The following is a 21,975-nucleotide window of genomic DNA, read 5'->3' as shown; positions in this document are numbered from 1 at the left end:
AAGATCAGTTGGACTTCGCGGTGATCCACACCGTGATGGCGATCAGCGTGCCGATGCCGAAGATCCAGATGAACAGGCCCTCCGAGACGGGGCCGAGTGAGCCGAGCGAGAAGCCACCGGGGGACTCGGTCTTCTGCATGTACAGCAGCGCCGAGATGATGTCGCGCTTGTCCTCGGGGGTGAGGTTCATGTCGCTGAAGACCGGCATGTTCTGCGGTCCGGTGACCATGGCGGCGTACATGTTCAGCGCGCTGGTCGTGTGCAGGTCGGGGGCGTACTTGCCCTCGGTGAGTGCACCACCGGCTCCGGCCACGTTGTGGCACATCGCGCAGTTGATTCGGAAGAGCTCGGCCCCGGCGGAGACGTCTCCCTCGCCGTCGAGGACCTCCGACGCCGGGTAGGTCGGACCGGGAGCGATCGACTGGACGAACTTGGCGATCGCCTCGGTCTGCTCGTCCGTGAACTGAACGGGCTTCTGCGGCGCCTGCGGTGCCTGAGCCTGCAGGGGCATGCGACCGGTCGAGACCTGGAAGTGAACCGAAAGCTCGCCGACGCCGTAGAGCGACGGGCCGTTCTCGGTGCCCTGGAGATCCATACCGTGACAGGTGGCGCAGTTCGCCTGGAACAGCTTCTTGCCGTCTTCCACGGTGAGCTGGGATGCGGCGGTCTGCGTCTCGGTGGTGGCCGCCATCGCGGCCGACGCGCCGGCGTAGATGCCGCCGGTCATCAGGAGGCCGATGCCGATCAGGGCGGCGGCGGCCAGGGGGCTTCGACGACCGGAGGTGCGCCGCTTCTTCTCACGTGCCATGGTGCAGGACTCCGGCTTCTTATTTCAGGAAGTAGATGACGAGGAACAGGGCGATCCAGACCACGTCGACGAAGTGCCAGTAGTAGGACACGACGATCGAGGTGGTCATCTCCTTGCGCCCGAAGTTCTTGACCGCGTAGGCGCGGCCGATGACGAGGAGGAACGCGACGAGACCGCCGGTGACGTGCAGGGCGTGGAAGCCGGTCGTCAGGTAGAAGGCGGAGGCGTAGGCGTTCGCCGAGATCGGCATCCCCTCGGCGACGAGCTGGGCGTACTCCCACACCTGGCCGGACACGAAGACGGCTCCCATGAAGAAGGTGAGGAAGAACCACTCGACCATGCCCCAGCGACGCAGGTTCCAGAACGAACCGGTGCGGTAGGGCTGGAAGCGCTCGGCCGCGAAGACGCCGAACTGGCACGCGAAGCTGGACAGGACCAGGATCAGGGTGTTGACGGCTGCGAACGGAACGTTCAGCAGCTCGGTCTCCTGGGCCCACAGGTCGGGCGAGGTGCTGCGGAGGGTGAAGTAGATCGCGAACAGACCCGCGAAGAACATCACCTCGCTGCCGAGCCAGACGATTGTCCCCACGGCGACCGGATCTGGCCGTTTGACCGAACGGAGGGCCTGGTTATATGTCGCTGGCGTCGTCACGCTCACCATTATGACCGATATTCACGGCTGACTCTTGCACCTCGTGCCCCCGAACGGGCCTTGTCGCAGCTTAGGGCGACCTAAGAGAATGCGGCGAGCCGGCCGTGAAGACGCTCGGCATCCGGTGATCCGGGCGGCCGGGTCATGGCCGCCGTCGGGCGGACGCGCTCGGTAGGATCGGGAACCATGTTCCCCGTGCGCACCTGGTCCGACATCCTCACGGAACTGCTCGGGGGTGCCGACCTCAGCGTGTCGGATGCGACATGGGCGATGCAGCAGATCATGGCGGGCGAGGCGACGCCCTCTCAGCTGGCCGGATTCCTCATCGCGCTCCGCGCCAAGGGTGAGACCGTGGACGAGATCGTGGGCTTCCGCGACGCGATCCTCGCGGCCGCCCTCCCGCTTCCCGTGCCCGCCGATGTGCTCGACATCGTCGGGACCGGCGGCGACCGGTTCGGCACCGTGAACATCTCGTCGACCGCCGCGATCGTCGCCGCATCCACCGGAGTGCCGGTCGTCAAGCACGGCAACAAGGCGGCGAGCTCCTCCTCGGGCTCCTCCGACGTGCTGCGCGAGCTCGGTATCGATCTGACCCTCAGCCCGGATGCGGTCGCGACGACGCTCGAGCGCGCCGGCATCACCTTCGCGTTCGCGGCGGCGTTCCATCCGGGGTTCCGCCATGCCGGACCGACGCGGGCCGAACTCGGCGTTCCGACGGTCTTCAACTTCCTGGGCCCACTGTGCAACCCGGCGCGCGCGGAGGCCAACGCCGTGGGCGTCGCGCACCTCGACCGCGTGCCGCTGATCACGGGAGTCTTCCGCACCCGCGGTGCGACGGCCCTCGTGTTCCGCGGCGACGACGGGCTGGACGAGCTGACCACGACCGGCCACAGCAGGATCTGGGAGATCTCACGCGGAGACGTGCACGAGCACGACCTGGATCCGCGGGATCTCGGCATCCCGCTCGCCGACATCTCCGAGCTCATCGGCGGCTCGCCCGCCCACAACGCCGACGTCGTACGCCGGGTGCTCGCGGGCGAACGCGGTCCGGTGCGCGACATCGTGCTGCTCAACACGGCGGCCGGGCTCGTGTCGTACCGTCTGTCGCAGGACGCGGCCGAGGTGCAGCGTCCGATCCTCGAGCGCCTCGCCGAGGCGAAGGACGAGGCGGCAGCGGCGATCGACAGCGGCGTGGCCGAGCGCACGCTCGCGACGTGGGCGGCGACGACGCAGGAACTCGCGGCGGGCTGAGCGTCCTGGCGGGCCGATATTCACGGCGCCCCCTCTTTCGGCGGCTCACAGCGCACCCCTAGGTTCGAAGCACCACCGTTCTAACCCACCGAGGAGCAGAGATGTCCACCGCCACCACCGCCGACACCATCGAGGCGCCCGCCAAGAAGGTCGGCTTCGTCAAGATCGCCGCAGTCCTGGGAATCCTGGGCGGCGTTGCCCTCATCGTCGTGGGCATCGCCGTCTGGGTCATGGTCTCGTCGCAGCTTCGTGCCGAGAACATCGTCGTCCCCGACGACGCGATGGCCTTCCAGGGGCAGGTCGTCGACGGTCCCTTCACCGCCTACGTGCAGGCTGACATCATCCAGCACCACGCGCTCGAGGCGTCCAACGGTGCCACCTACGCCGAACTCGACCGCGACGACCCGGTGCGCGCCACGATGATGAACGCCTCGTTCCTGCGCGCCTCGCTGTTCACCTCGGTCGTCTCCTTCGGCGTCGCCGCGTTCGCAATGGGAATCGGCGTGCTGTCGATCCTGTTCGGCTCGGCCATCTACCGGCTCGCCGCGGTTCCGGTCGTCGTTCGTCGCTCGAACGTCTCCGGCGCCTGATCCGGTCGCGGGTCGGCGTGACGCCCGATCCGACCCGCATTCATAGACTGGACGGATGAGCCCGCCCGCCCCGCCCCATGCTGGGGGTGCGGGGCGGGCATTTCCGTTCCTCGTCGTCATCGGGCTGCTCGTCGCCGCGCTGAGCCTGCGTGGCCCGATCGTCGCTCCGACGCCGGTGATCCGCCAGATCGAGGACGATCTGGGGATCGGGGCGGCATCCGCGGGACTGTTGACCACCGCGCCGGTGCTCATGTTCGCGCTGCTCACGCCGATCGCGGCTCTCGTGATCCGTCGCGCGGGCGCCGAGCTGGCCCTGCTGGTGACCTTGACCGGCGTCCTCCTCGGCACCGCGATCCGCGCCCTTCCCGGTTATCCCGCGCTGCTGACGGGGATGATCGTCATCGGTGCGGCGATCACGATCGGAAACGTCGTGATCCCGGTCGTCATCCGTCGCGACGTGCCGCCGGACCGCGTCGCGTTCGTCACCGCGTCCTACACGGCGACACTCAACGCGGGTTCGCTGGTGACGTCGCTGCTGACCGCTCCGATCGCCGAGGTTGTCGGCTGGAACCTCGCTCTGGTGGGCTGGTCCGTGTTGACCTTCGCTGGGGTCGCCGTGTGGAGCGTGCATCTCGCGCGGGAGCGTCGGCGAGGTGCGCTGTGGGGAGAACGCTTCTCCGGCGCGCCCTCCGCCGCATCCGCCGGCGCGCGTTCCGTCGACGACGTCGCAGCGCTGACGGGGCCGCTGCCCGTCGTGTCCGCGAAAGGCGGCGTCTTCCGGCGGCCGGTGGTCTGGCTGCTGCTAGGCGCCTTCTCGCTCCAGGTCACCATCTATTACGCGCTCTCGACCTGGCTGCCCTCGATCGGAGCCGACGAGCTGGGGCTCGACCGATCCGGTGCGGGCGCGCTCGCTTCCATCTTCCAGGGCGTGGCCATCGCGGGGTCCTTCCTCGTGCCGGTTCTCGCCCGCTACACCCCGCGCATCGTCGTGCCGCTGACCATCAGCGCCTGCTGGCTGACGCTGACCGTGGGCATGCTGTGCGCTCCCGAGCTCATGTGGCTGTGGCTGTCCTTCGGCGCACTCGCGCACGCGGGCGGGTTCGTCGCGATCTTCTCCGCCGTCGTCACCGTGGCCCGCACGGATGCGGAGGCCACGACCATCTCCGCCCTCGTCCAGGGTGGCGGCTACGGCATCGGGGCCTTCGGCGCTCCGATCGCGGGTGCCCTGCACGAGGCGACCGGCGGATGGCAGGGGCCGCTGGTTCTCATGCTCGCCGTCGCGGTCGGTTACGCGGTCGCGATCCTCGCGGCGATGGCTTTCGTGGCCCGCGCGAACGCGGTTCCCAGACCCCACTGATCGGCGAACGCCGCAGCGTCGGGGGAGACCTCACGAAGGGTCGCGTCGAATGCCGGCAGCTCGAGGTCCCGCACCACGCGGACGACCGTGGGGGCGACGGCCAGGTAGTCGGCGCCGGCGGCGACTTTCGCACGTACCCCCGCGCTCATTCCCTCGCCGGCCGTCGCCGCGGCGATGATGCCCGCGAGGTCTCCGTGCGCGGTGAGCAGCGTGGCCGCGGTCTTCTCGCCGATGCCCGCGACCCCCGGCAGACCATCGGATGCGTCGCCGCGGAGCACGGCGAAGTCGGCGTACTGGTGGGGTGCGACGCCGTACTTCGTGCGCACGACGTCATCCGTCACGATCTCGAGATTGCTCATGCCGCGGGCCGTGTAGACCACACGAACCTCCGCGGCGTCGTCGACGAGCTGGAACAGGTCGCGGTCGCCGGTGACGATGTCGACGGGCATCCCCGCATCCGTCGCCAGAGTGCCGATGACGTCGTCCGCCTCGTGCGCGGCGGCCCCGACGACCGGGATGCCGAGCAGGTCGAGGGACGTGCGGATCAGCGGGATCTGCGCCTCCAGCGGGTCGGGGACCTCCTCGACATCGGGGCCGCTCTCCACCTCGGCGACCACGCGGTGGGTCTTGTAGCTCGGGATGAGCTGCACGCGCCATTCGGGGCGCCAGTCGTCGTCCCAACACGCGACGAGGTGGGTCGGCTCGTAGGTGCTGACGAGTTTGGTGACGATGTCGAGCAGCCCGCGGGCGGCGTTGATCGGCTGTCCGTTCGGAGCCTTCACCGAATCGGGGACGCCATAGAAGGCGCGGAAGTACAGCGATGCGGTGTCGAGGAGCATGAGGCGGGACACGGGCTCATCCTGCCACGCGCGTCGGCTTTCGCGAGTGCCCCTGACACGTGAGGCGGACGCGGGCACACTGGGGCGATGGATCCCATCGACGCGCTCCGCGAGATCGCGACGCTGCTCGAACGCGAGCGCGCGTCGCGTTATCGGTCCCAGGCCTTTCGTGCGGCAGCAGAGGCGGTGGCCGAGCTGCCGCAGGCGGCGCGGTCGGACCCTGAGACCCTGCGGCGCACGAAAGGGATCGGGAAGAGCTCGCTCGAGGTGATCCTGCAGGCCGCGTCGGGCGTCGTCCCCGACTACCTGGCGGAGCTGAGGGACCGCGTTGCGCCGGAGGAGTCGAGCACGCTCTTCGCTCGACTTCGCGGCGATCTTCACGCGCACTCGAACTGGTCCGACGGACAGGCGCCCATCGCGGCGATGGCGGACGCGGCGCGTGCGATGGGCCGCGAGTACGTCGCCCTCACGGATCACTCGCCGCGGCTGCGCGTGGCCAACGGCCTCACGGCTGAACGGCTCGCACAGCAACTCGAGGAACTCCCGCGGTACTCCGGGGACGGGTTCACGCTGCTCAGCGGCATCGAGGTCGACATCCTCGAAGACGGGTCACTCGATCAGACCTCGGAGATGCTCGCGCGGCTGGACGTCGTCGTGGCAAGCGTCCACTCGAAGCTCCGGATGGCGGGTGCCGAGATGACCGCACGGATGCTGCGAGCCGTGCGCGGTGAGCACACGGACGTCCTCGGTCACTGCACCGGACGCCTCGTCGAAGGCTCGCGCGGGACGCGCCCGCCATCCGATTTCGATGCGGAGCGCGTGTTCGCGGCCTGCGCCGAGCGCGGCGTCGCGGTGGAGATCAACTCCCGACCCGAACGGCAGGATCCGCCGGACGAGCTGATCGCGATCGCGCTGGATGCGGGTTGCCTGTTCGCGATCGACAGCGACGCCCACGCGCCGGGACAGCTGTCGCTCCTCGACCACGGTGCTGCGCGGGCCGAGCGCGCGGGTGTGCCGGCGGAGCGGACCGTCACGACGTGGCCGCTGGATCGGCTCCGGTCCTGGCTGGCACGCGATCGTTGAGCGCGCCGGCGTGTAACAGGGCCGACATGTGGCCCGGACAGGATGTCCTCATGCCTCTCGCTTCCTCGATCTCCGCCTCCCTGCCCTCCTGGCTCCTCGACGAGCTCGATTCGCTCCCCGAGGTGCTTCCGACCGCGGAGGAGCGGATGGATCTCGTCAACGCCCTCGCCGATCGCAACTGGCGCGAGGGAAGCGGCGGGCCGTTCGCGGCGATCGTGGTGGATTCGGCCACCGGGCGCCTCGTCTCGGCGGGCGTGAACGTCGTGCTCGCCTCGGGTCTCACCTCCATGCACGCGGAAGTGACGACGTTGAGCCTCGCGCAGACCGCACTCGGGCGCTGGGACCTGGGCGCGGACGGTGCCGAGCTCGAACTCGTCGTCAACTGGCGTCCGTGCGTCATGTGCTACGGGGCCACGATGTGGAGCGGCGTGCGTTCGCTCGTCGTCGCCGGCGAGGGCCCGCTCCTCGAGGAGCTCACGGGTTTCGACGAAGGACCCGTCGTGGACGACTGGGCCGCCCAGTTCGAGCGCCGCGGCATCCGCGTGACGATCGGCATCCGTCACGACGAGGCCGTCGAGGTCTACCGGGCGTACGGGGCGAGCGACTCCGTCGTGTACAACGCGCGAGGCGCCGTCGACTGACCGTTGCGCGATCGTAACCGACGGCGGGGACGCCGCGCGGCGATACTGACCACATGAAGCTCAGTAGGCTCTCGCTCGGTGTCGCCGTCGTCGCCGTGTCCCTTCTCCTGGCGGGCTGCTCGCCCGCATCCTCGTCGTCGCCGACCGGGGACGTGACGCCGATCGGCGGCGACATCGTCGCGCCCGTGACCGTGTCGGCGGGAGATCTCCAGGGAGCCAGCGTTGATCTGGTCGTGGGTCAGACGCTGAACATCGACACCGGCGACCTCGCGGTAGACAGCTACACCGGTACCGTCGCCGACGGGGCCGTCGCCGAGTTCGTCGCGGGCAAGGACGACGGGAGCGCCACCTTCAATCCGGGCGTGCGCGCGCTGTCGGCCGGGACAACGAGCGTCACGATGACGAACACGGACGGCGGGATCCAGCCCCTCGAGTTCACGGTGGTCGTCACGGCACGATGAGCCTGTGAACGATCATGCGGTCGAAGTCCAGCCTCTCGGATTCACGGTGACTCCGGGCACGATGGGTGTGTGAACGACCAGATCGACCCCGCCGTGTTCGCCGAGCTGCTGACGTCGTTGCGCCGCGACGCGTTGGCGCGCCTGACGGCACGGGGTGAGGACATCCGTAGCGTGCAGGACGCCCGCAACGATCCTGCGGGCGCCGACGACGAGCACGACCCCGAGGGTGCCACGCTCAGTGACGAGTGGTCCCGGCTGGAGGGGCTGCGTCGTGCGGCGGCCGCCGAGATCGACGAGGTCGACGATGCGCTGCACCGACTGGAGGAGGGAACCTTCGGGGTATGCGCGTCGTGCGGGCGCGACATCCCGGTCGGTCGTCTTCTCGTGCGTCCGACGGCCACGCTGTGCGTTCCGTGCGCCGAGCGCCGCCGCTGACCTCTCCTAGGCGTCCTCACGTTCCGTGAGGCTGTGGTGGATGCGGTGCAGATCCTCCAGCAGTGAGCCGATGAGCACCCAGTGCGCGGAGGGCGGACGAGCGATCTGCAGCGGCGTGGTGAGCGCGGGCGGCTCGTCGATCGGTGCCGCCTGCGAACCGCGGGTGCGCTCCAGGTCGTGCGCCGCGCGGCGCATCTGCTCCGCGAGGGCTCGGACCTGGGGGTCGGTGACGATCTCGGGCGCGTAATGGTCGTACACGGCACGGGTCATGCCGGTGACCTGCGTCACGATCGGCGTGTAGAGATCCAGGCGGTCCCTGAGTTCGGCCAGCTCCGTGCGATGCCGCCGGCTGCGGGGATTGAGCGCGAGAGATTCCGCTCCGCCACCGATCGCGCGCTCCGCCGCATCCCGCATCGGGCGCAGGAGCCGCGCCTCGACCATCAGCGCCTCCAGCTCGCCCGGGGAACGCTGCGTCTCGAGTGCGTCGGCGAGTCGGTCCAGGGATGCGGCCAGTTCCGTCGACAGTCGATCGGTCGCCTCGCGGGCCGGGGCGATCGCCACGGGAGGGACGATGGCGATGTTGACGACGAAGCCGATGGCCGCACCCAGCAAGGTCTCCAGGATCCGATCGAGCGCGTAGTCGGGGGTGGCCGGACCCAGCGAGAGCACGAGGATGGCGCTGATCGCGATCTGCGTGGAGGCGGTGGGGGACAGGCGAAGCGCCCAGGCGACGAGCAGCCCCGCACCCGCGGCGAGCAGCACGACCCAGGTGCTGTTGCCGAACGCGAGCCCGAGCGCGGACGCGAGCAGCACGCCGGCGATGACGCCGACGGAGCGTTCGATCGCGCGCGTGAACGACTGGTTCAGGCTCGGTTGGACCACCAGGACCGCGGCGATCGCCGCGAACACCGGTGGTGGACCCGGGATCAGCCATTGAGAGAGGAGCCATGCCCCCACGGTCGCGACGGCGGATTTGACGACCAGCAGCAGTGGTGCGCGCTGGGTCGCGCGCACCGTGACCGGGAGCGAGAGGCGTGCCATCAGGGCTGGAGCGCGCGCAGCGACCGTGCGGCATCCGAGGGCGGGCACCCGAGGTCGTGCGCGGTGAAGGTCAGGTCGTATCCGCCGCTGCGCTCCCGCTGCGCCCGCAGGCTCTCGCGTGTGTGGCTGTTGTGCGCGCCGGCGAGGAGGGCCTCGGTGCGGCGCATCCGGATGCCGAGCTCTCCCTTGGCGGTGGTGGCGATCCGATCGACGTCGCCCCACGGTGCCGCACCCATACGTGCGACCCGGATGCCCTCGGCGTCTGCTCGCAGCACGGTCGCGTTTCGGAACTGGCCGATCAGCGAGAATCCGCCGCCCAGCCCGAAGATGCCGACGACGGCGACGCCGAGCAGCAGACTCGGTGTGTTGTCGATGTTGAGGATGACGATGACCACACCCATCGCGGTGATCACGGCGCACAGCGCTGCAAGCACGAGCAGGCGGCCGCGCGGAGTGACGAAGCGGAGGGTTTCGGTGTCGGAGGCCACCCGTTCAGGGTACGTGGCGCGGCGCCGCATCACCGTGTCAGCAGCTCGTCCGTACTCGTGCCGTCGATGGTCACCGTGACCCTGGTGCCCCAGGGGTCGTACGCGGTCACCGCGCGACCGTCGTCGTCGAACGCGACGTTCACGCGGCGCAGCCGGTCGGTCAGCGCGTCCAGCGCGGCACGCTCGGGCACGGCCAGTGCCAGCTCGCCCAGGCCGAGACTCGCCGCCCGGGGACCAGCGCCCGCGCTGTTCCAGGTGTTCATCGCGACATGATGGTGGTACCCGCCGGCCGACGCGAACAGAGCGGTCGGAATAGCGGTGAACGAGGGTGCGAAGCCGAGCGCGTCGACGTAGAACCGACGGGCGGGGGCGATGTCGCCCACCTGGAGATGGACGTGTCCGACGCGGCCTGGCTCGGCCGACACGCGATCGAGACCGTCTTGCGTGAGGTGCGTGCGCAGGTACTCGTTCGGGTCCAGAAACAACGTGTCCATCTGCACTTCGCCGTCGACGTGACGCCAGAGATCGCGTGACCGGTCGGTGTACAACTCGATGCCGTTGCCCTCGGGGTCCGTGAAGTAGAACGCCTCGCTGACGAGATGATCGCTCGATCCGGTGAACCGGGCGCGGCCGTCCTGGGCGGTCCGGTAGACAGTGGCGGCCAGGGTCGCGGCATCCTCGAAGAGGAACGCGGTGTGGAAGAGCCCGGCCGAGCCGGGCGCGGCGAGGGGCAGGTCAGGTGTGTGCACAAGGCGCACCATGGGGACTCCGCCGCGTCCGAGGACGCGATGGACCTCGCGCCCGCGAGAGCGTTCCTCGATGGGCTCCAGCGCGATCGCGGACCCGTAGAAGCCGGTCATCTTCTCGAGATCGCCGACGCGGAGGGTCACCGCATCCATCATCGTGTCATCGGGCAGGAGTTCCCCGGATAGGGGGGCGGGTGCGCTGTTCATGGTGCTCATCTCTTCGGCTGCTGAAGAGTGCAACATCGACGCGACGGCGATTATTGCGTCGGATCGGTGAGCGGGCGAGGATCGTCGAATGGAGAAACAGTCGTGTCCCTGCGGGAGTGACCGCTCTTTCGGGGAGTGTTGCGGTCCCGCACTGGCGGGCACGCCCCCGACGACCGCGGAGGCGCTCATGCGTTCGCGGTATACGGCGTTCGTCCGTCTGGACGCGGACTATCTCATCGACACCTGGCATCCGGGCACGCGACCGTCGGAGCTGACCCTCGACCGAGACGTGCGCTGGCGAGGACTCAGCATCCTCGACACGGTCGGAGGGACACCGGACGACCGCAAGGGCACCGTGGAGTTTCGTGCGGCGTGGCGCGAGGGTTCTTCATCGGGTGTGCTTCACGAACGCAGTCGGTTCGTGAAGCAGAGCGCCCGATGGTGGTATCTCGACGGTGTCCTCGATCCGCCCGGCCCCGGTTCCGCCCCGGCTTCGTAGGCTGGATCAGAGTCTCACAACGCGAAAGGACGCTCCATGTCTCGCATCCTCATCATCGGTGGACACGGCAAGATCGCCCTCCTGCTGGCCCCCCTGCTCGTGGCGCGGGGCGACGAGGTCACCTCCGTCGTGCGCAACCCCGACCACATCGACGACGTGCGCGCGGCGGGGGCGAGCGCGCTGGTTCTGGACGTCGCCGCCGCGGACACGAAGACGCTGTCCGACGCCTTCGCCGGCTTCGACGCCGTGGTGTGGTCGGCGGGCGCCGGCGGAGGCGACGCGGCCCGCACCTACGCCGTCGATCGTGACGCCGCCATCCGCGCCACGGATGCGGCGGAGGCGGCCGGCGCCTCGCGTTTCGTGATGGTCTCGTGGATCGGTTCCTCGCCGGATCACGGGATCGACCCCTCCGACTCGTTCTTCCCCTACGCCGACGCGAAGCTGGCGGCCGACGAGCACCTGCGACGCAGCTCCCTCGAGTGGACCGTGCTCGGGCCCGGGACCCTGACCTCGGATGAGGCGACGGGGCACATCACCACCGAACCGACGGGGCGGGGAGAGGTCTCCCGTGCCGATGTCGCCGCGGTGATCGCCGCGACCCTCGCCGATCCCGCGACCGTTCGACGCACGATCCGCTTCGGAGCGGGCGACACACCGATCGCCGAGGCGCTGTCCGCCTGAGCGTGGAATGCGCCGCGCGGCGCGGGCGTTGACGAGAGCATGACCGCATCCGATCCCGCCGTCGGCGTGCCCGTGGATGTCGTCGTCATCGGAGCCGGTCAGGCGGGACTCTCCGCCGCCTACCACCTGCACCGTCGGGGGTTCCGCCCCCTCGATGCACCGGGCCGCGATTCGCGGAGCTTCGTGGTGCTCGACGCCGAATCCGCCCCGGGCGGGGCATGGCAGCACCGGTGGGAGTCGCTGCGGATGGCGACCGTGAACGGTATCCACGAGCTCCCCGGCTTCCCGGTTCCGCCGGCCGATCCCGCGTCGTCCAGCCGCGACGTGCTCCCGCCGTACTTCGCCGCCTACGAGGAACGCTTCGACCTCCGGGTGCGCCGCCCCGTTCGCGTACGGGCCGTCTCGCGTGACGGGGAGCGGCTGCGGGTCGACACGGATGCGGGGAGCTTCTCGGCGAGATACGTGATCAACGCGACGGGTACCTGGACGCGTCCCCATTGGCCGGCGGTGCCGGGGCGTGAGAGCTTCCGCGGCACGCAGCTGCATGTGCACGACTACGTCTCCGCGGAGCAGTTCGCGGGCAAGCGCGTGGTGATCGTCGGTGCCGGCGTGTCGGGGGTGCAACTGCTCGAGGAGATCTCACGTGTCGCGGACACGTTCTGGGTCACCCGGCGCGAGCCGGAATGGCGTGACGACGAGTTCGACATCCCTGCGCGTGTCGCGGCGATCGCCGGCGTCGAGGAGCGGGTGCGTCAGGGCCTTCCCGCCGGCAGCGTCATCTCTGTCACCGGGATGCACTGGACCCCGTGGGCGCGCGAAGCCGAGCGGCGAGGTGTGCTCGTGCGGCATCCGATGTTCCGCGCGATCGAGCCCGACGGCGTACGGATGCCCGACGGCACCCTGGAACCTGCCGACGTGATCCTCTGGGCGACGGGCTTCCGCCCCGCTCTCGATCACCTGGCGCCGCTTCGGCTGCGGACACCGGCGGGCGGTATCCGGGTCGAGGACTCACGCGCGCTGGACGAGTCGCGGCTGTTCCTCATCGGCTACGGGCCCTCGCAGTCCACGGTCGGTGCCAACCGGGCCGGGCGCTCCGCCGTGCGCCAGCTGATGGCGGACGGCGTGCTGGAGGCGCCCGAGGTGGCGATCGCCGGATGATGCGTTGCGCTGTGTGTCGCCGCGTGCCCTACCCGAAACATGAAAGTCGTAGCGTCGAAGTATGACCACTCCCGCACCCCTGTCGAACCCGCTCGGCGAGCACAGCGCCGAGCGCGACCGTTTCGCCGGCGCCTCGCTGTCGCCGGACGAGTTCAAGGCGCTGTTCCGCGGCCACCCCGGCGGCGTTGCGGTCATCACTGCTGAAGGACCGGATGGCCCCGTCGCGCTGACCGCCACCTCGGTCTCGTCGGTGAGCGCGGAGCCGCCGCTGCTGATCTTCTCCGTCTCCGCCTTGTCGTCGGCCACCCCCGCGATCCTCGCGGCCGACACCGTCGTGGTCCACCTGCTCGACAGCGACGACCTCGGTGTCGCGAAGCTGGCATCGACCAGCGGCATCGACCGCTTCGCTGACACCGAGAGCTGGAGCCGCCTGGTCACCGGGGAGCCCGTCTACAACGGCGTCCGGGCCTGGGTGCGCTGCGCCATCATCGAGCGCATGAACGCGGGAGGATCCACCGTCATCGCAGCCCACGCCCTGCAGTCGGGCATCAACCGGGACGTGCAGCCCGGTGAGCACGGCGACGCGCTGGTCTACCACAACCGCTCGTGGCACCGGCTCGGCGACCACTCGCGGATCGACTGACCCCTTTCACGACAAGACCCCCGCCTCCTCGGAGGGCGGGGGTCTTGTCGTGTGGTCCGCTTTACTCGGCGAGGTGGGCCGAGAGGAACCAGCGGTCCTTCTCGAGGCCGGCACGGATACCGATGACGATGTCCTGGCTCGTGAGGTCGATCTCGTCCAGGCCGTCGATCGCCGTCTGGACGTCGACGATGATCGTGTCGATGTCGGCCACGACGTGACGGATCATGTCGTCCCACTGCGTGAAGCCGGCAGGCACCGACGAGGGCGCCACCTTCGCAGCGATCGTGGACAGGCGCGCATCCACCGGCAGACCCAGGGCGACGATGCGCTCGGCGGTCTCGTCGGCCCAGCCCTGCGCGTGCTCCACGACGGAGTCCAGGAGCTCGTGGATCGCGATGAAGTTCGCGCCGCGCACGTTCCAGTGCGCCTGCTTGCCGGTGACGGCGAGGGCCTGCAGGCCGAGAGTGACGGGGGTGAGGAACTGCGCGGCTCCGGCGGCGACGGTCGGGTCGGCAGCGCTGGCGGGGATGGTCTGGTTCTTCGTCATGACAAAGCCTTCCGTTGGGGCAGTCGCATCTGCTGAATGAAACGCTAGCCAGCCGGAGAAATTCCGCAAGCAAGATGAGGCTGGGCTCACACGATCGGAAATCGTGCCGCAGACGGGATTCGGGGGAACCTGCGGCTAACGTCGGAGGGTGTCAGCCTCAGACCCCGCCCGGACACCGCAGAACCTGGATGAGCCTGCGCGCCTGCGCCGCCGCCAGCCGAGAACGGCGTCGCCCGAGCACGCGGAGCCTTCGCGCTTCATCCCTCATGTGCAGGGCTTGCGTGCGATCGCGGTGCTTCTGGTCGTGCTCTACCACTTCTGGCCGGGGCGGATCCCCGGCGGCTACGTCGGTGTCGACGTCTTCTTCGTGATCTCGGGCTTCCTGATCACGGGCCATCTGATGCGCGAGCTGACGGCCACCGGAACCGTGCGCTTGGCCCAGTTCTGGGCCCGGCGGGCCCGCCGCCTGCTCCCGGCGTCGCTTCTCGTCCTGCTCTTCTGCGCCATCGTCGCCGCATCCCCGTACCTCATGCCCATCTCGGGGCTGCAACGGGAGGTCAGCGAGATCATCGCGTCGACCTTCTACGTCGAGAACTGGTACCTCGCCTTGACGTCCGCCGACTACCTGGGCAACTCGGGTGAGCCTGCGATGGTGCAGCACTACTGGTCGCTGTCGCTCGAGGAGCAGTTCTACGTGCTCTGGCCGCTCATCATGCTCCTTGCGGCATGGATCGGCGTCCGCTTCTTCGCCGGGCGTCGCCGTCGCGCCATCCTGATCGCGCTGGGCGTGGTGAGCGCCGCATCCCTCGTGTTCTGCATCGTCTTGACCCTCAACGATCCCGCGCCGGCCTACTTCGTGACCTTCGGTCGGATGTGGGAGTTCGGCCTCGGCGCCATGGTGGCGCTCGTGCCCGCGCTGCGCGTGCGCAATGCGGCGGCGAGCTTCGTGCTCGGCTGGGCCGGTATCGCAGCACTCGTCTACACGGCCTTCCGGTTCGACTCCTCGACGCCCTTCCCCGGCTACGCGGCGCTGCTGCCGGCGCTCGGAGCGGCCGCGGTGATCGCGGCTTCCAACTCCGCCCGATGGTGGTACCCGACCCGCATCCTGTCGATCGCGCCGATGCGGTTCACCGGCGACATCTCCTACTCGCTCTATCTCTGGCACTGGCCGCTGATCATCATCGCGCCCTCCGTGCCGTTCTGGGGCCTGAGCATCTACCACCGGGTCGCGCTGCTGGCGATCTGCTTCGTGCTCGCGTGGCTGACCAAGAAGTTCGTGGAGGATCCGGCGCGATCATGGCGGGTGCTCACCTCCCGGCGTCCGCGCGTGACGCTCTGGGCGTCGCTCGCGGCGATGGTGCTGGTCGCGGGAACTGCCGGCGGTGCCTGGGCGCTGAACGCGCCCGCCTACCGCGACGGCGTGGCGCAGCTCGAACAGCTGCGCACCGATCCGCCCTCCTGCTTCGGCGCACAGTCCGTGCTCGACCCGGAATGCCAGGGCACGCCCGCATCCGGCACCATCCTCCCGGCGCCGGGATTCGCCGGTGTCGACAAACCCGCCGACGAGCAGTGCTTCGTGCAGCTCAACGACGCGCGACCCGTGAGCTGCACCTTCGGCTCCGACGCGCCGGATGCGCCCACGGTGGCTCTCATCGGTGACAGCCACGCGTTCCAGCTGCTGTCGACGTTCGAGCGAATGGCGGAGGCGAACGGATGGCGTCTGGTGACCTTCTTCAAGGGTGCCTGTCCGTGGAACGACACCCCGCTGTCGACGCCGGGAGCCTTCGGTGCGGCGTGCTCGGCGTGGCGCACCGCGGTCGATCAGGCGCTCGTGGACGCGAAGCCGGACGTCGTTTTCACCTCCGCCCTCGCGACGACGCCGTACGCGTCGGCCGGGCACAACTCCTCCTACGACGCCGCCGTGGCGGGCTACCGCTCGGCGTGGTCGAAGATGACGGATGCGGGCGTGCCTGTCATCACGGTCGTCGACAATCCGGTGTGGGAGACGGACCCCAACAAGTGCCTGCGCACTCGCGACGCGGCCGCCTGCGACGGTGCGCGCTCCGACGTGCTCGTCGCGAAGGATCCGCTGCGCGAGGCCGCGGACGGCGCATCCGGGGTCACGCTGCTCGACTTCACCGACGTGTACTGCGACGATTCGACGTGCTTCCCCGTGGTGGGTGGTGCGGACGTCTACCGCGACCAGGACCACCTCACGGTGACCTTCGTCGACTCGCTCATGCCGCAGTACACGGAGGCGATCCGCGCCGCGCTGGACCGGGCCGCCGGTTAGGGTCGGGTCATGACCGTCTCGGAATCCGCATCCGTGATCGCCCTCGCCGACACCGCGCCGGAGGTGCCGGCATCCGCGTTCGTCGCCGCCGGGGCCCGCCTGATCGGTGCCGTGCGGCTGGGGGAGAACGCGAGCGTCTGGTACAACGCGGTGCTGCGCGCCGACGGCGACACGATCACGGTCGGAGCCCGCAGCAACGTGCAGGACTCGGTGAGCGTTCATGTCGACGGCGGGCACCCGGTGATGATCGGCGAGGACGTGTCGATCGGGCACAACGCCGTCGTGCACGGCTGCACGATCGGCGACGGAAGTCTGATCGGCATGGGGGCCGTCGTGCTCAACGGCGCGCGGATCGGCGCCGGATGCCTCATCGCCGGGGGAGCAGTGGTGCTGGAGGGGGCGGAGATCCCCGACGGCTCCCTGGTCGCCGGCGTGCCCGGCAAGGTACGGCGTGCGCTGACGGATGACGAGCGCGCGGGGCTGGTACGCAACGCCGTGGCCTATCTCGCGCACAGTGAACGTCACGCCGCAGCCAGCTGACTCGCTCTCCACAACTCCGGGCGCGCGAGACAGTCCGTCCTGATGCCTCCTTTAGCGTGGAACCCCCGGGTGGGCGCAAGGGTTACGGCGGAGTTTTCTCTGCTCGGTTAGCGTGTGCGAGGTCCCCGCAGCATGTCGAGAATCAGGGCGTCATGGCAGAAGCGGCACCGGCCGGTTGGTACCCCGATCCCGCGGGCGGCGGTGGGTGACATTACTGGGACGGCACCGCGTGGACCTCGCACGTGAGTCCCGAGGTCCCGATGCAGCCCGCGCCCGCCGCGCCAGAGCGGGCCGCATCCGCACCGATGCAGGCCGCATCCGCTCCGGCGCAGGCCGCGCCCGCATCCGCGCCGGAGTCGGGCGTGCGTCCGGCGCGCAAGCGCCGCAAGGGGCTCATCATCGGGCTCGGTGACGCGGCGCGCTCCGAGGACGCGCGGTGGATGATCGACGCCTCGATCAGCTCGTACGCCACGACGCCGCAATGAGCCAGGACGGAGCGGGGCCGAGTTCGGGAGTGGGCGCGAGCGAGCTCCCCGAGAGCGATCTGCCCGGCTTCGTTCCGGTCGAGTGGCGCGAGCATCGCTACGTCCAGGCGGGCGGAGAAGAGTCTGCGTCACGGGGGTGGCTTGCCGCGTTCCTCCGCACTGCGGCAGGCGCTCCGTTGCCCGCATCCCGCGGCTGCGTGGAGGAACGGGTGCTTGTTCGCACGCCCGACGGTCTGGTGTTCGCGGGGTTGTCATGTCGCGGCGACATCGAGGGGTGGCGCGCGTATGTGGACGCTGCGGCGCGTTCTCAGCAGTCGCTGATCGCCCGGATCGAGGGAGACGATCTCCTCCTCGACGACGGCCGACGCTATCGGCTCGCGGACTGCGATCGCGTACGGGGCTGACGGCGGCGCGCCGGGCTAGAAGGGCGCCTGCTCGGCCGCGTCGTGCGCTGGGTCTTCGGGGGATTCGATGAACTGTGCGGGCGGCGGCGGGTCGTCGATGTAGGTGGCGCCCAGCGGCGAGGTCCACTCGATGACACCGCCGGGCAACTGTCGGACGCGCCATGCCGTGAACTGCTTCATCGAGTGATGTCGCTGGCACAGACACTGCAGGTTGTCGAGGTGCGTCGGTCCACCGCGTACCCAGTCGCGCACGTGGTCGATCTCGCATCGGATGGCGGGAACGCGGCATCCGGGGAATCGGCAGTGTCGATCGCGGGCGTGGACGGTGCGCCGCAGCGCCGGCGGCACGCTCCGCCTGTCGACGGACACGACCTGACCGGATGCAGCGTCGGTGAGGATGCGGTCCCAGCCGGTGCACGATTCTCCGGCGAGTACGCGGGCGGTCTCGGCATCGATCGGGCCGCGGCCGACGAGCTCGCCCACCTGGGCGTCGCGGCCCGTGAGCGTGCCGACCGGGACGACGACCTGTACGTGTGCGCGGATCGCGCCGAGGGTGCCTGGGCCGTCGTCGTCGCGTGTCGGGTCGGCGCCCGGCTGCGTCGTGAGGAGCATGTCTGCGAGAAGGTCGGCGCGGATCTGATCCGTCGTGCGGGTGTCGCTCGCGAACAGGAGGTCGCCGCCATCCGGCTCGTCTCCGGCGCGGCGCGCTGCGTTGGCCCGGTCAGCGGCCTGCCGGCGGAGATCGATCAGGGCCTGGGCCTGTCGGGTGAGGCGGTCGTGGATCGCATCGGCGATGACGGCAGGCTGGATCGAAACGACCTCGCTCATTCCGTGGGGGAGCGGTGTCGTGAACACACGTCGACCCTCGCGTGCGGTGGCGTGGCGCTCGGTGAGAGTGGTCGGATGCTGCCGCTCAGCGAGGATCTCTACCCGCGAGCGCGCGCGACCCACCGTCTCGGTCTCGCAGATCGTCAGCGCGCCCCGCTCGAATGCCGCTCGACGGTGATGGGGGAGGTTCGCTCCGGCGTCGACGATCACGCGCGCGTGGCTCAGTTGGATGCGGCCCGCGGCGAGGGCCGCGTGCGTCAGCGGATAGTCGTCGACGAGCTCGGCCGCCGCGCTCATCTGCCGCTGCACGGTTCTGTCGGCGAGGCGGGTCGCCGCGGCGATCTCGGAGGCGACGGCGCGCTGGGCCATGTCGTGCACGCGGACGTTCGCGCGCGAACCGGAAGCCAATCGACGCGCGAGATGTTCGGCGTCAGCGAGCGCCTTCATTCGGCGAGCCTGCGCCGCAGCGATGTCGACATCGGCCTTGCGCACCGTGTCGACGGCCTCGGCCAGCGCCGCCGCATCCGCGTCGCTGAAGTCGATCATTCCGTCGTCTCGCACGTGCCCACATCTCGTCGGGGTGCGCTCTCGCGCGACCTGTTCCGCCTCGGAAACAGAGCCGGTGAATGAGCTTCTCACCAGGTGTTTCCGACCTGAGATCAGTGTGGCACCGACCTCAGACATCGCCGGGGGCGGGGTGGTGCACGAGGATCGGGTCAGCGCGTGTGGACGACATGAGTGCGGGATTGATCGCCGCAATGTCCGGATCGGGACTCGCCCTGCTGGCGGTTGCGCTGATTGCCACCTTGATGACGCTGCGTCGCGGTCGCGTCCGTGGCGCGAGCCAGGCGAATCCCGAGCTGGTACGCGCGCGCCGACATCCAGCGTCAGATCTACGCTGGTCGCACCGGGCGCCGGATGTAGTCGGGTCGTCCCACGCGCTTCTGCGCGTTCTCCGAACGAACCGACCGCGCGTCGGGCAGGGACGACACCTGCGTCGCGTCGGCAGGAGATCGCCGCCGAGCAGGACCATTCGGCGCGAATCTTCCTGCTCAGCGGCATTTCTCCTGCAGAACGGATGCGTTTCGACGCCCGTAGTACCTCTGCGGAGGGGATGACGGTCCCCACCGCCTCTCCACACGCCGCTGCGCGGCGCGCGGAGCCTCTGCGGCGTGGGCCCAATCGTCCCCACCGCCTCTCCACCCGCGGCTGCGCCGCGCGTGGAGCCTCTGGCGGCGTGGGCCCACCCAAGGGTTCGATTCGCTCAGCCGATACATGCAGAGAGCGGCCCGGATAAACCGGACCGCTCTCTGCATTGGAGGGGATGACGGTCCCCACCGCCTCTCCACACGCCGCTGCGCGGCGCGCGGAGCCTCTGCGGCGTGGGCCCAATCGAAGACGCAGGCTTCGCCTGCTTTCGATTCCCGGCAGTACACGACATAAGCGTGAAGGCCCGGACGAGCCGGGCCTTCACGCTTATCGGAGGGGATGACGGGAATCGAACCCGCGTAATCAGTTTGGAAGACTGAGGCTCTACCATTGAGCTACATCCCCGGAGCGGCATCGGCCGCAACCTCAGCAAGCATAGCTGAGTTCTCAACGTCGATTCGACGCGCGGGCAGCGTCGGCTAGACTTCTCGGGGCCGAATCCGGTGCACGTTCGCGTGCCCGCCCGCCCGGGGCGTAGCTCAGCTTGGTAGAGCGCCCGCTTTGGGAGCGGGAGGCCGCAGGTTCAAATCCTGTCGCCCCGACACGGCCCCCAAGACCCCAGACCTTCAGCCACCGTGCGTTGGCGCGGAACAGAGGAGAACAACAGGCATGGTCACTAGCACCGTCGAGAAGCTCACCCCGACCCGGGTGAAGCTCGAGATCTCGGTCTCGCCCGAGGAGCTCAAGCCCTCGATCGCTCACGCGTACGAGCACATCGCTCAGGACGTCCAGATCCCCGGCTTCCGCAAGGGCAAGGTCCCGGCACCGATCATCGATCAGCGCATCGGGCGCGGCGCCGTGCTCGAGCACGCCGTCAACGAGGGCCTCGACGGGTTCTACCGCGAAGCGGTCGCCGAGCAGGGTCTGCGCGTCGTGGGTCGTCCCGAGGCCGACATCGTCGCCCTCCCCGAGGTCAGCGACTTCTCCGGCGACCTGAAGGTCACCGTCGAGGTCGACGTGCGCCCCGACTTCGAGCTGCCCGCTTACGAGGGCCTCGAGATCATCGTCGACGCCGTGGCCACGGATGAAGCGGCCATCGACGTAGAGCTCGACAACCTCCGCGCGCGCTTCGGCACGCTCGTCACGGTCGAGCGTCCCGCCGCGAAGGGTGACTTCGTCGAGCTCGACCTCGTCGCCGCGATCGACGGCAACGAGATCGATCGCGCCGAGGGCGTCTCCTACGAGGTCGGCTCGGGCGAGCTGCTCGAGGGCATCGACGAGGCCATCGAGTCTCTCACCGCCGGTGAGGACACCACCTTCCGCTCGAAGCTGGTCGGCGGCGACCACGCAGGCGAAGAGGCCGAGGTCTCCGTCAGCGTCAAGGCCGTCAAGGAGCGCGAGCTGCCCGACGCCGACGACGACTTCGCCCAGATGGCGAGCGAGTTCGACACGATCGACGAGCTGCGCGCGAGCCTCTCCGAGCGTGTCGCACAGCAGTCGAACTTCACGCAGGGCGCCGCCGCGCGCGACAAGCTCGTCGAGGTCCTGCTCGAGAAGGTCGACATCCCCGTGCCGCCGAAGCTGGTCGAGGACGAGGTCCACGCCCACCTCGAGGGCGAAGGTCGCCTCGAGGACGATGAGCACCGCGCCGAGGTCACCGAGGCGAGCGAGAAGCAGTTCCGCACGCAGGTGCTGCTCGACAAGATCGCCGAAGAGGCGAACGTTCAGGTCTCGCAGGACGAGCTGACCCAGTACCTGATCCAGTCGGCCGCGCAGTACGGCATGGCTCCGCAGGACTTCGTGAACGCGCTGCAGCAGGGCAACCAGCTGCCGGCCCTGATCGGCGAGGTCGCCCGCAACAAGGCCCTTGCGATCGCGCTCGGCCGCGTGAACGTCGTCGACACCGACGGCAAGCCCGTCGACCTCACCGGCTTCATCGCCGTCGAGGACGAGCCGGCAGCTGAGGCCGACGTTGTCGAGGAGGCAGAGGAGATCGCCGACGCCGCCGCGGACGCCGAAGACGAGGCTGCCGCAGAAGAGGCCAAGCCCGCGAAGAAGGCGGCCGCCAAGAAGCCCGCCGCGAAGAAGGCCCCGGCTAAGAAGGCCGACGCCGAGTAAGACGCGCCAGCACGAAGGGCGGATGCGGAAG

General features: G+C 69.5%; 25 protein-coding genes and 2 tRNA genes. 17 read left to right on the top strand and 10 right to left on the bottom strand.

The annotated features are described in order from the left end of the window. Positions 1–4: 4 nt before the first annotated feature. Both KYX17_RS16825 and KYX17_RS16820 read right to left on the bottom strand, forming a co-directional pair. On the bottom strand, positions 5–808 hold the full coding sequence (locus tag KYX17_RS16825) for a c-type cytochrome (RefSeq protein ID WP_137416758.1): 804 nt from the start codon (positions 806–808) through the stop codon (positions 5–7). A 19-nt stretch (positions 809–827) separates the two neighbouring features. Next, entirely contained in the window at positions 828–1,469 is a 642-nt protein-coding gene (locus KYX17_RS16820; protein WP_243228065.1) for a heme-copper oxidase subunit III, read from the bottom strand. Between the two features lie 177 nt (positions 1,470–1,646). Here KYX17_RS16820 and trpD point away from each other — a divergent pair, with 177 nt between their 5' ends. The 3 genes from trpD to KYX17_RS16805 all read left to right on the top strand — a co-directional run bounded on the left by trpD (position 1,647) and on the right by KYX17_RS16805 (position 4,658). Beyond that, on the top strand, positions 1,647–2,711 hold the full coding sequence (gene trpD / locus KYX17_RS16815) for an anthranilate phosphoribosyltransferase (protein WP_243228064.1): 1,065 nt from the start codon (positions 1,647–1,649) through the stop codon (positions 2,709–2,711). A gap of 101 nt (positions 2,712–2,812) precedes the next feature. Further along, complete coding sequence (locus KYX17_RS16810; protein ID WP_137416761.1) at positions 2,813–3,301, top strand: aromatic ring-opening dioxygenase LigA; 489 nt, start codon at positions 2,813–2,815, stop codon at positions 3,299–3,301. 55 nt (positions 3,302–3,356) lie between these two features. Continuing rightward, complete coding sequence (locus KYX17_RS16805; protein ID WP_243228063.1) at positions 3,357–4,658, top strand: CynX/NimT family MFS transporter; 1,302 nt, start codon at positions 3,357–3,359, stop codon at positions 4,656–4,658. Here KYX17_RS16805 and KYX17_RS16800 read toward each other — a convergent pair. Next, positions 4,589–5,497: a 5'-3' exonuclease gene (locus KYX17_RS16800; RefSeq protein ID WP_243228220.1), complete on the bottom strand. Its 909-nt coding sequence runs from the start codon at positions 5,495–5,497 to the stop codon at positions 4,589–4,591. The two genes, KYX17_RS16805 and KYX17_RS16800, sit on opposite strands and share 70 nt — an antisense overlap. An 87-nt stretch (positions 5,498–5,584) precedes the next feature. On the opposite strand from KYX17_RS16800, the gene KYX17_RS16795 reads away from it, so the two are divergent. The 4 genes from KYX17_RS16795 to KYX17_RS16780 all read left to right on the top strand — a co-directional run bounded on the left by KYX17_RS16795 (position 5,585) and on the right by KYX17_RS16780 (position 8,117). After that, positions 5,585–6,580, top strand: coding sequence for a PHP domain-containing protein (locus KYX17_RS16795; RefSeq protein WP_243228062.1), 996 nt, complete (start codon positions 5,585–5,587; stop codon positions 6,578–6,580). A gap of 50 nt (positions 6,581–6,630) precedes the next feature. Beyond that, a complete protein-coding gene (locus KYX17_RS16790) occupies positions 6,631–7,221 on the top strand; it encodes a nucleoside deaminase (RefSeq protein WP_243228061.1) in 591 nt (196 codons plus the stop codon). 53 nt (positions 7,222–7,274) lie between these two features. After that, positions 7,275–7,682 (top strand): hypothetical protein, encoded by a 408-nt coding sequence (locus KYX17_RS16785; protein ID WP_243228060.1) that lies wholly within the window; start codon positions 7,275–7,277, stop codon positions 7,680–7,682. Positions 7,683–7,751: 69 nt separating this feature from the next. Beyond that, a complete protein-coding gene (locus tag KYX17_RS16780; protein ID WP_243228059.1) occupies positions 7,752–8,117 on the top strand; it encodes a TraR/DksA C4-type zinc finger protein in 366 nt (121 codons plus the stop codon). Positions 8,118–8,123: 6 nt separating this feature from the next. Here the strand turns inward: KYX17_RS16780 and KYX17_RS16775 are convergent, their stop codons facing one another. Genes KYX17_RS16775 through KYX17_RS16765 form a run of 3 tightly spaced genes read right to left on the bottom strand, consistent with a single transcriptional unit; the run spans position 8,124 to position 10,608 of the window. Next, the gene (locus KYX17_RS16775) at positions 8,124–9,158 is read right to left on the bottom strand and encodes an aromatic acid exporter family protein (protein ID WP_243228058.1); all 1,035 of its coding nucleotides are present in this window, start codon (positions 9,156–9,158) and stop codon (positions 8,124–8,126) included. After that, on the bottom strand, positions 9,158–9,646 hold the full coding sequence (locus KYX17_RS16770; protein WP_243228057.1) for a hypothetical protein: 489 nt from the start codon (positions 9,644–9,646) through the stop codon (positions 9,158–9,160). The genes KYX17_RS16775 and KYX17_RS16770 overlap by 1 nt, the downstream gene beginning before the upstream one ends. A 29-nt stretch (positions 9,647–9,675) precedes the next feature. After that, positions 9,676–10,608 carry a VOC family protein gene (locus tag KYX17_RS16765; protein WP_374208963.1) on the bottom strand — a complete coding sequence of 311 codons (933 nt, stop codon included), beginning with the start codon at positions 10,606–10,608 and terminating at the stop codon, positions 9,676–9,678. A gap of 79 nt (positions 10,609–10,687) precedes the next feature. On the opposite strand from KYX17_RS16765, the gene KYX17_RS16760 reads away from it, so the two are divergent. From KYX17_RS16760 to KYX17_RS16745, 4 genes are all read left to right on the top strand, one after another. Then, on the top strand, positions 10,688–11,098 hold the full coding sequence (locus KYX17_RS16760; protein WP_243228055.1) for a YchJ family protein: 411 nt from the start codon (positions 10,688–10,690) through the stop codon (positions 11,096–11,098). Between the two features lie 36 nt (positions 11,099–11,134). Continuing rightward, entirely contained in the window at positions 11,135–11,779 is a 645-nt protein-coding gene (locus KYX17_RS16755; protein WP_243228054.1) for an NAD(P)H-binding protein, read from the top strand. A 39-nt stretch (positions 11,780–11,818) separates the two neighbouring features. Beyond that, positions 11,819–12,937 carry an NAD(P)-binding domain-containing protein gene (locus tag KYX17_RS16750; protein WP_243228053.1) on the top strand — a complete coding sequence of 373 codons (1,119 nt, stop codon included), beginning with the start codon at positions 11,819–11,821 and terminating at the stop codon, positions 12,935–12,937. Positions 12,938–12,998: 61 nt separating this feature from the next. After that, positions 12,999–13,580, top strand: a complete 582-nt coding sequence (locus KYX17_RS16745) for a flavin reductase family protein (RefSeq protein WP_243228052.1) — start codon at positions 12,999–13,001, stop codon at positions 13,578–13,580. A 61-nt stretch (positions 13,581–13,641) separates the two neighbouring features. On the opposite strand, the gene KYX17_RS16740 is transcribed toward KYX17_RS16745, so the two are convergent. Beyond that, positions 13,642–14,127: a Dps family protein gene (locus tag KYX17_RS16740; protein ID WP_137416773.1), complete on the bottom strand. Its 486-nt coding sequence runs from the start codon at positions 14,125–14,127 to the stop codon at positions 13,642–13,644. A gap of 148 nt (positions 14,128–14,275) precedes the next feature. On the opposite strand from KYX17_RS16740, the gene KYX17_RS16735 reads away from it, so the two are divergent. The 4 genes from KYX17_RS16735 (at position 14,276) to KYX17_RS16720 (ending at position 17,849) form a co-directional block, all read left to right on the top strand. Continuing rightward, positions 14,276–16,420: an acyltransferase family protein gene (locus KYX17_RS16735; RefSeq protein WP_243228051.1), complete on the top strand. Its 2,145-nt coding sequence runs from the start codon at positions 14,276–14,278 to the stop codon at positions 16,418–16,420. 9 nt (positions 16,421–16,429) lie between these two features. Beyond that, positions 16,430–16,960, top strand: coding sequence for a gamma carbonic anhydrase family protein (locus tag KYX17_RS16730; RefSeq protein WP_243228050.1), 531 nt, complete (start codon positions 16,430–16,432; stop codon positions 16,958–16,960). Between the two features lie 242 nt (positions 16,961–17,202). Next, a complete protein-coding gene (locus KYX17_RS16725) occupies positions 17,203–17,445 on the top strand; it encodes a hypothetical protein (protein ID WP_243228049.1) in 243 nt (80 codons plus the stop codon). Next, positions 17,397–17,849: a hypothetical protein gene (locus tag KYX17_RS16720; RefSeq protein WP_243228048.1), complete on the top strand. Its 453-nt coding sequence runs from the start codon at positions 17,397–17,399 to the stop codon at positions 17,847–17,849. Before KYX17_RS16725 ends, KYX17_RS16720 begins: the two co-directional genes overlap by 49 nt. Before the next feature lie 15 nt (positions 17,850–17,864). Here the strand turns inward: KYX17_RS16720 and KYX17_RS16715 are convergent, their stop codons facing one another. The 3 genes from KYX17_RS16715 to KYX17_RS16710 all read right to left on the bottom strand — a co-directional run bounded on the left by KYX17_RS16715 (position 17,865) and on the right by KYX17_RS16710 (position 20,231). Further along, complete coding sequence (locus KYX17_RS16715; RefSeq protein WP_243228047.1) at positions 17,865–19,223, bottom strand: HNH endonuclease signature motif containing protein; 1,359 nt, start codon at positions 19,221–19,223, stop codon at positions 17,865–17,867. Positions 19,224–19,353: 130 nt separating this feature from the next. After that, entirely contained in the window at positions 19,354–19,482 is a 129-nt protein-coding gene (locus tag KYX17_RS32070; RefSeq protein WP_283818153.1) for a hypothetical protein, read from the bottom strand. A 678-nt stretch (positions 19,483–20,160) separates the two neighbouring features. Next, positions 20,161–20,231 (bottom strand) — tRNA-Gly (locus KYX17_RS16710). A 123-nt stretch (positions 20,232–20,354) separates the two neighbouring features. Here KYX17_RS16710 and KYX17_RS16705 point away from each other — a divergent pair. Further along, a tRNA-Pro gene (locus tag KYX17_RS16705) sits at positions 20,355–20,428 on the top strand. 67 nt (positions 20,429–20,495) lie between these two features. Further along, on the top strand, positions 20,496–21,944 hold the full coding sequence (tig, locus tag KYX17_RS16700; protein ID WP_243228046.1) for a trigger factor: 1,449 nt from the start codon (positions 20,496–20,498) through the stop codon (positions 21,942–21,944). Positions 21,945–21,975: the final 31 nt, after the last annotated feature.

The sequence above is a fragment of the Microbacterium sp. CIAB417 genome (assembly GCF_022788845.1).
This window is presented reverse-complemented; position numbering and strand designations above follow the sequence as displayed.

What these genes read in the sequence shown, in the direction of transcription:
- KYX17_RS16730 (WP_243228050.1), top strand. Translation starts at nt 16,430, where the DNA reads ATGACCGTCTCGGAATCCGCATCCGTGATCGCCCTCGCCGACACCGCG.
- KYX17_RS16755 (WP_243228054.1), top strand. Translation starts at nt 11,135, where the DNA reads ATGTCTCGCATCCTCATCATCGGTGGACACGGCAAGATCGCCCTCCTG.
- KYX17_RS16820 (WP_243228065.1), bottom strand. Translation starts at nt 1,469, where the DNA reads ATGGTGAGCGTGACGACGCCAGCGACATATAACCAGGCCCTCCGTTCG.
- KYX17_RS16805 (WP_243228063.1), top strand. Translation starts at nt 3,357, where the DNA reads ATGAGCCCGCCCGCCCCGCCCCATGCTGGGGGTGCGGGGCGGGCATTT.
- KYX17_RS16825 (WP_137416758.1), bottom strand. Translation starts at nt 808, where the DNA reads ATGGCACGTGAGAAGAAGCGGCGCACCTCCGGTCGTCGAAGCCCCCTG.
- KYX17_RS16785 (WP_243228060.1), top strand. Translation starts at nt 7,275, where the DNA reads ATGAAGCTCAGTAGGCTCTCGCTCGGTGTCGCCGTCGTCGCCGTGTCC.
- KYX17_RS16715 (WP_243228047.1), bottom strand. Translation starts at nt 19,223, where the DNA reads ATGATCGACTTCAGCGACGCGGATGCGGCGGCGCTGGCCGAGGCCGTC.
- tig (WP_243228046.1), top strand. Translation starts at nt 20,496, where the DNA reads ATGGTCACTAGCACCGTCGAGAAGCTCACCCCGACCCGGGTGAAGCTC.
- KYX17_RS16810 (WP_137416761.1), top strand. Translation starts at nt 2,813, where the DNA reads ATGTCCACCGCCACCACCGCCGACACCATCGAGGCGCCCGCCAAGAAG.
- KYX17_RS16795 (WP_243228062.1), top strand. Translation starts at nt 5,585, where the DNA reads ATGGATCCCATCGACGCGCTCCGCGAGATCGCGACGCTGCTCGAACGC.
- KYX17_RS16740 (WP_137416773.1), bottom strand. Translation starts at nt 14,127, where the DNA reads ATGACGAAGAACCAGACCATCCCCGCCAGCGCTGCCGACCCGACCGTC.
- KYX17_RS16745 (WP_243228052.1), top strand. Translation starts at nt 12,999, where the DNA reads ATGACCACTCCCGCACCCCTGTCGAACCCGCTCGGCGAGCACAGCGCC.
- trpD (WP_243228064.1), top strand. Translation starts at nt 1,647, where the DNA reads ATGTTCCCCGTGCGCACCTGGTCCGACATCCTCACGGAACTGCTCGGG.
- KYX17_RS16790 (WP_243228061.1), top strand. Translation starts at nt 6,631, where the DNA reads ATGCCTCTCGCTTCCTCGATCTCCGCCTCCCTGCCCTCCTGGCTCCTC.
- KYX17_RS16750 (WP_243228053.1), top strand. Translation starts at nt 11,819, where the DNA reads ATGACCGCATCCGATCCCGCCGTCGGCGTGCCCGTGGATGTCGTCGTC.
- KYX17_RS16760 (WP_243228055.1), top strand. Translation starts at nt 10,688, where the DNA reads ATGGAGAAACAGTCGTGTCCCTGCGGGAGTGACCGCTCTTTCGGGGAG.
- KYX17_RS16800 (WP_243228220.1), bottom strand. Translation starts at nt 5,497, where the DNA reads ATGCTCCTCGACACCGCATCGCTGTACTTCCGCGCCTTCTATGGCGTC.
- KYX17_RS16775 (WP_243228058.1), bottom strand. Translation starts at nt 9,158, where the DNA reads ATGGCACGCCTCTCGCTCCCGGTCACGGTGCGCGCGACCCAGCGCGCA.
- KYX17_RS16765 (WP_374208963.1), bottom strand. Translation starts at nt 10,608, where the DNA reads ATGAGCACCATGAACAGCGCACCCGCCCCCCTATCCGGGGAACTCCTG.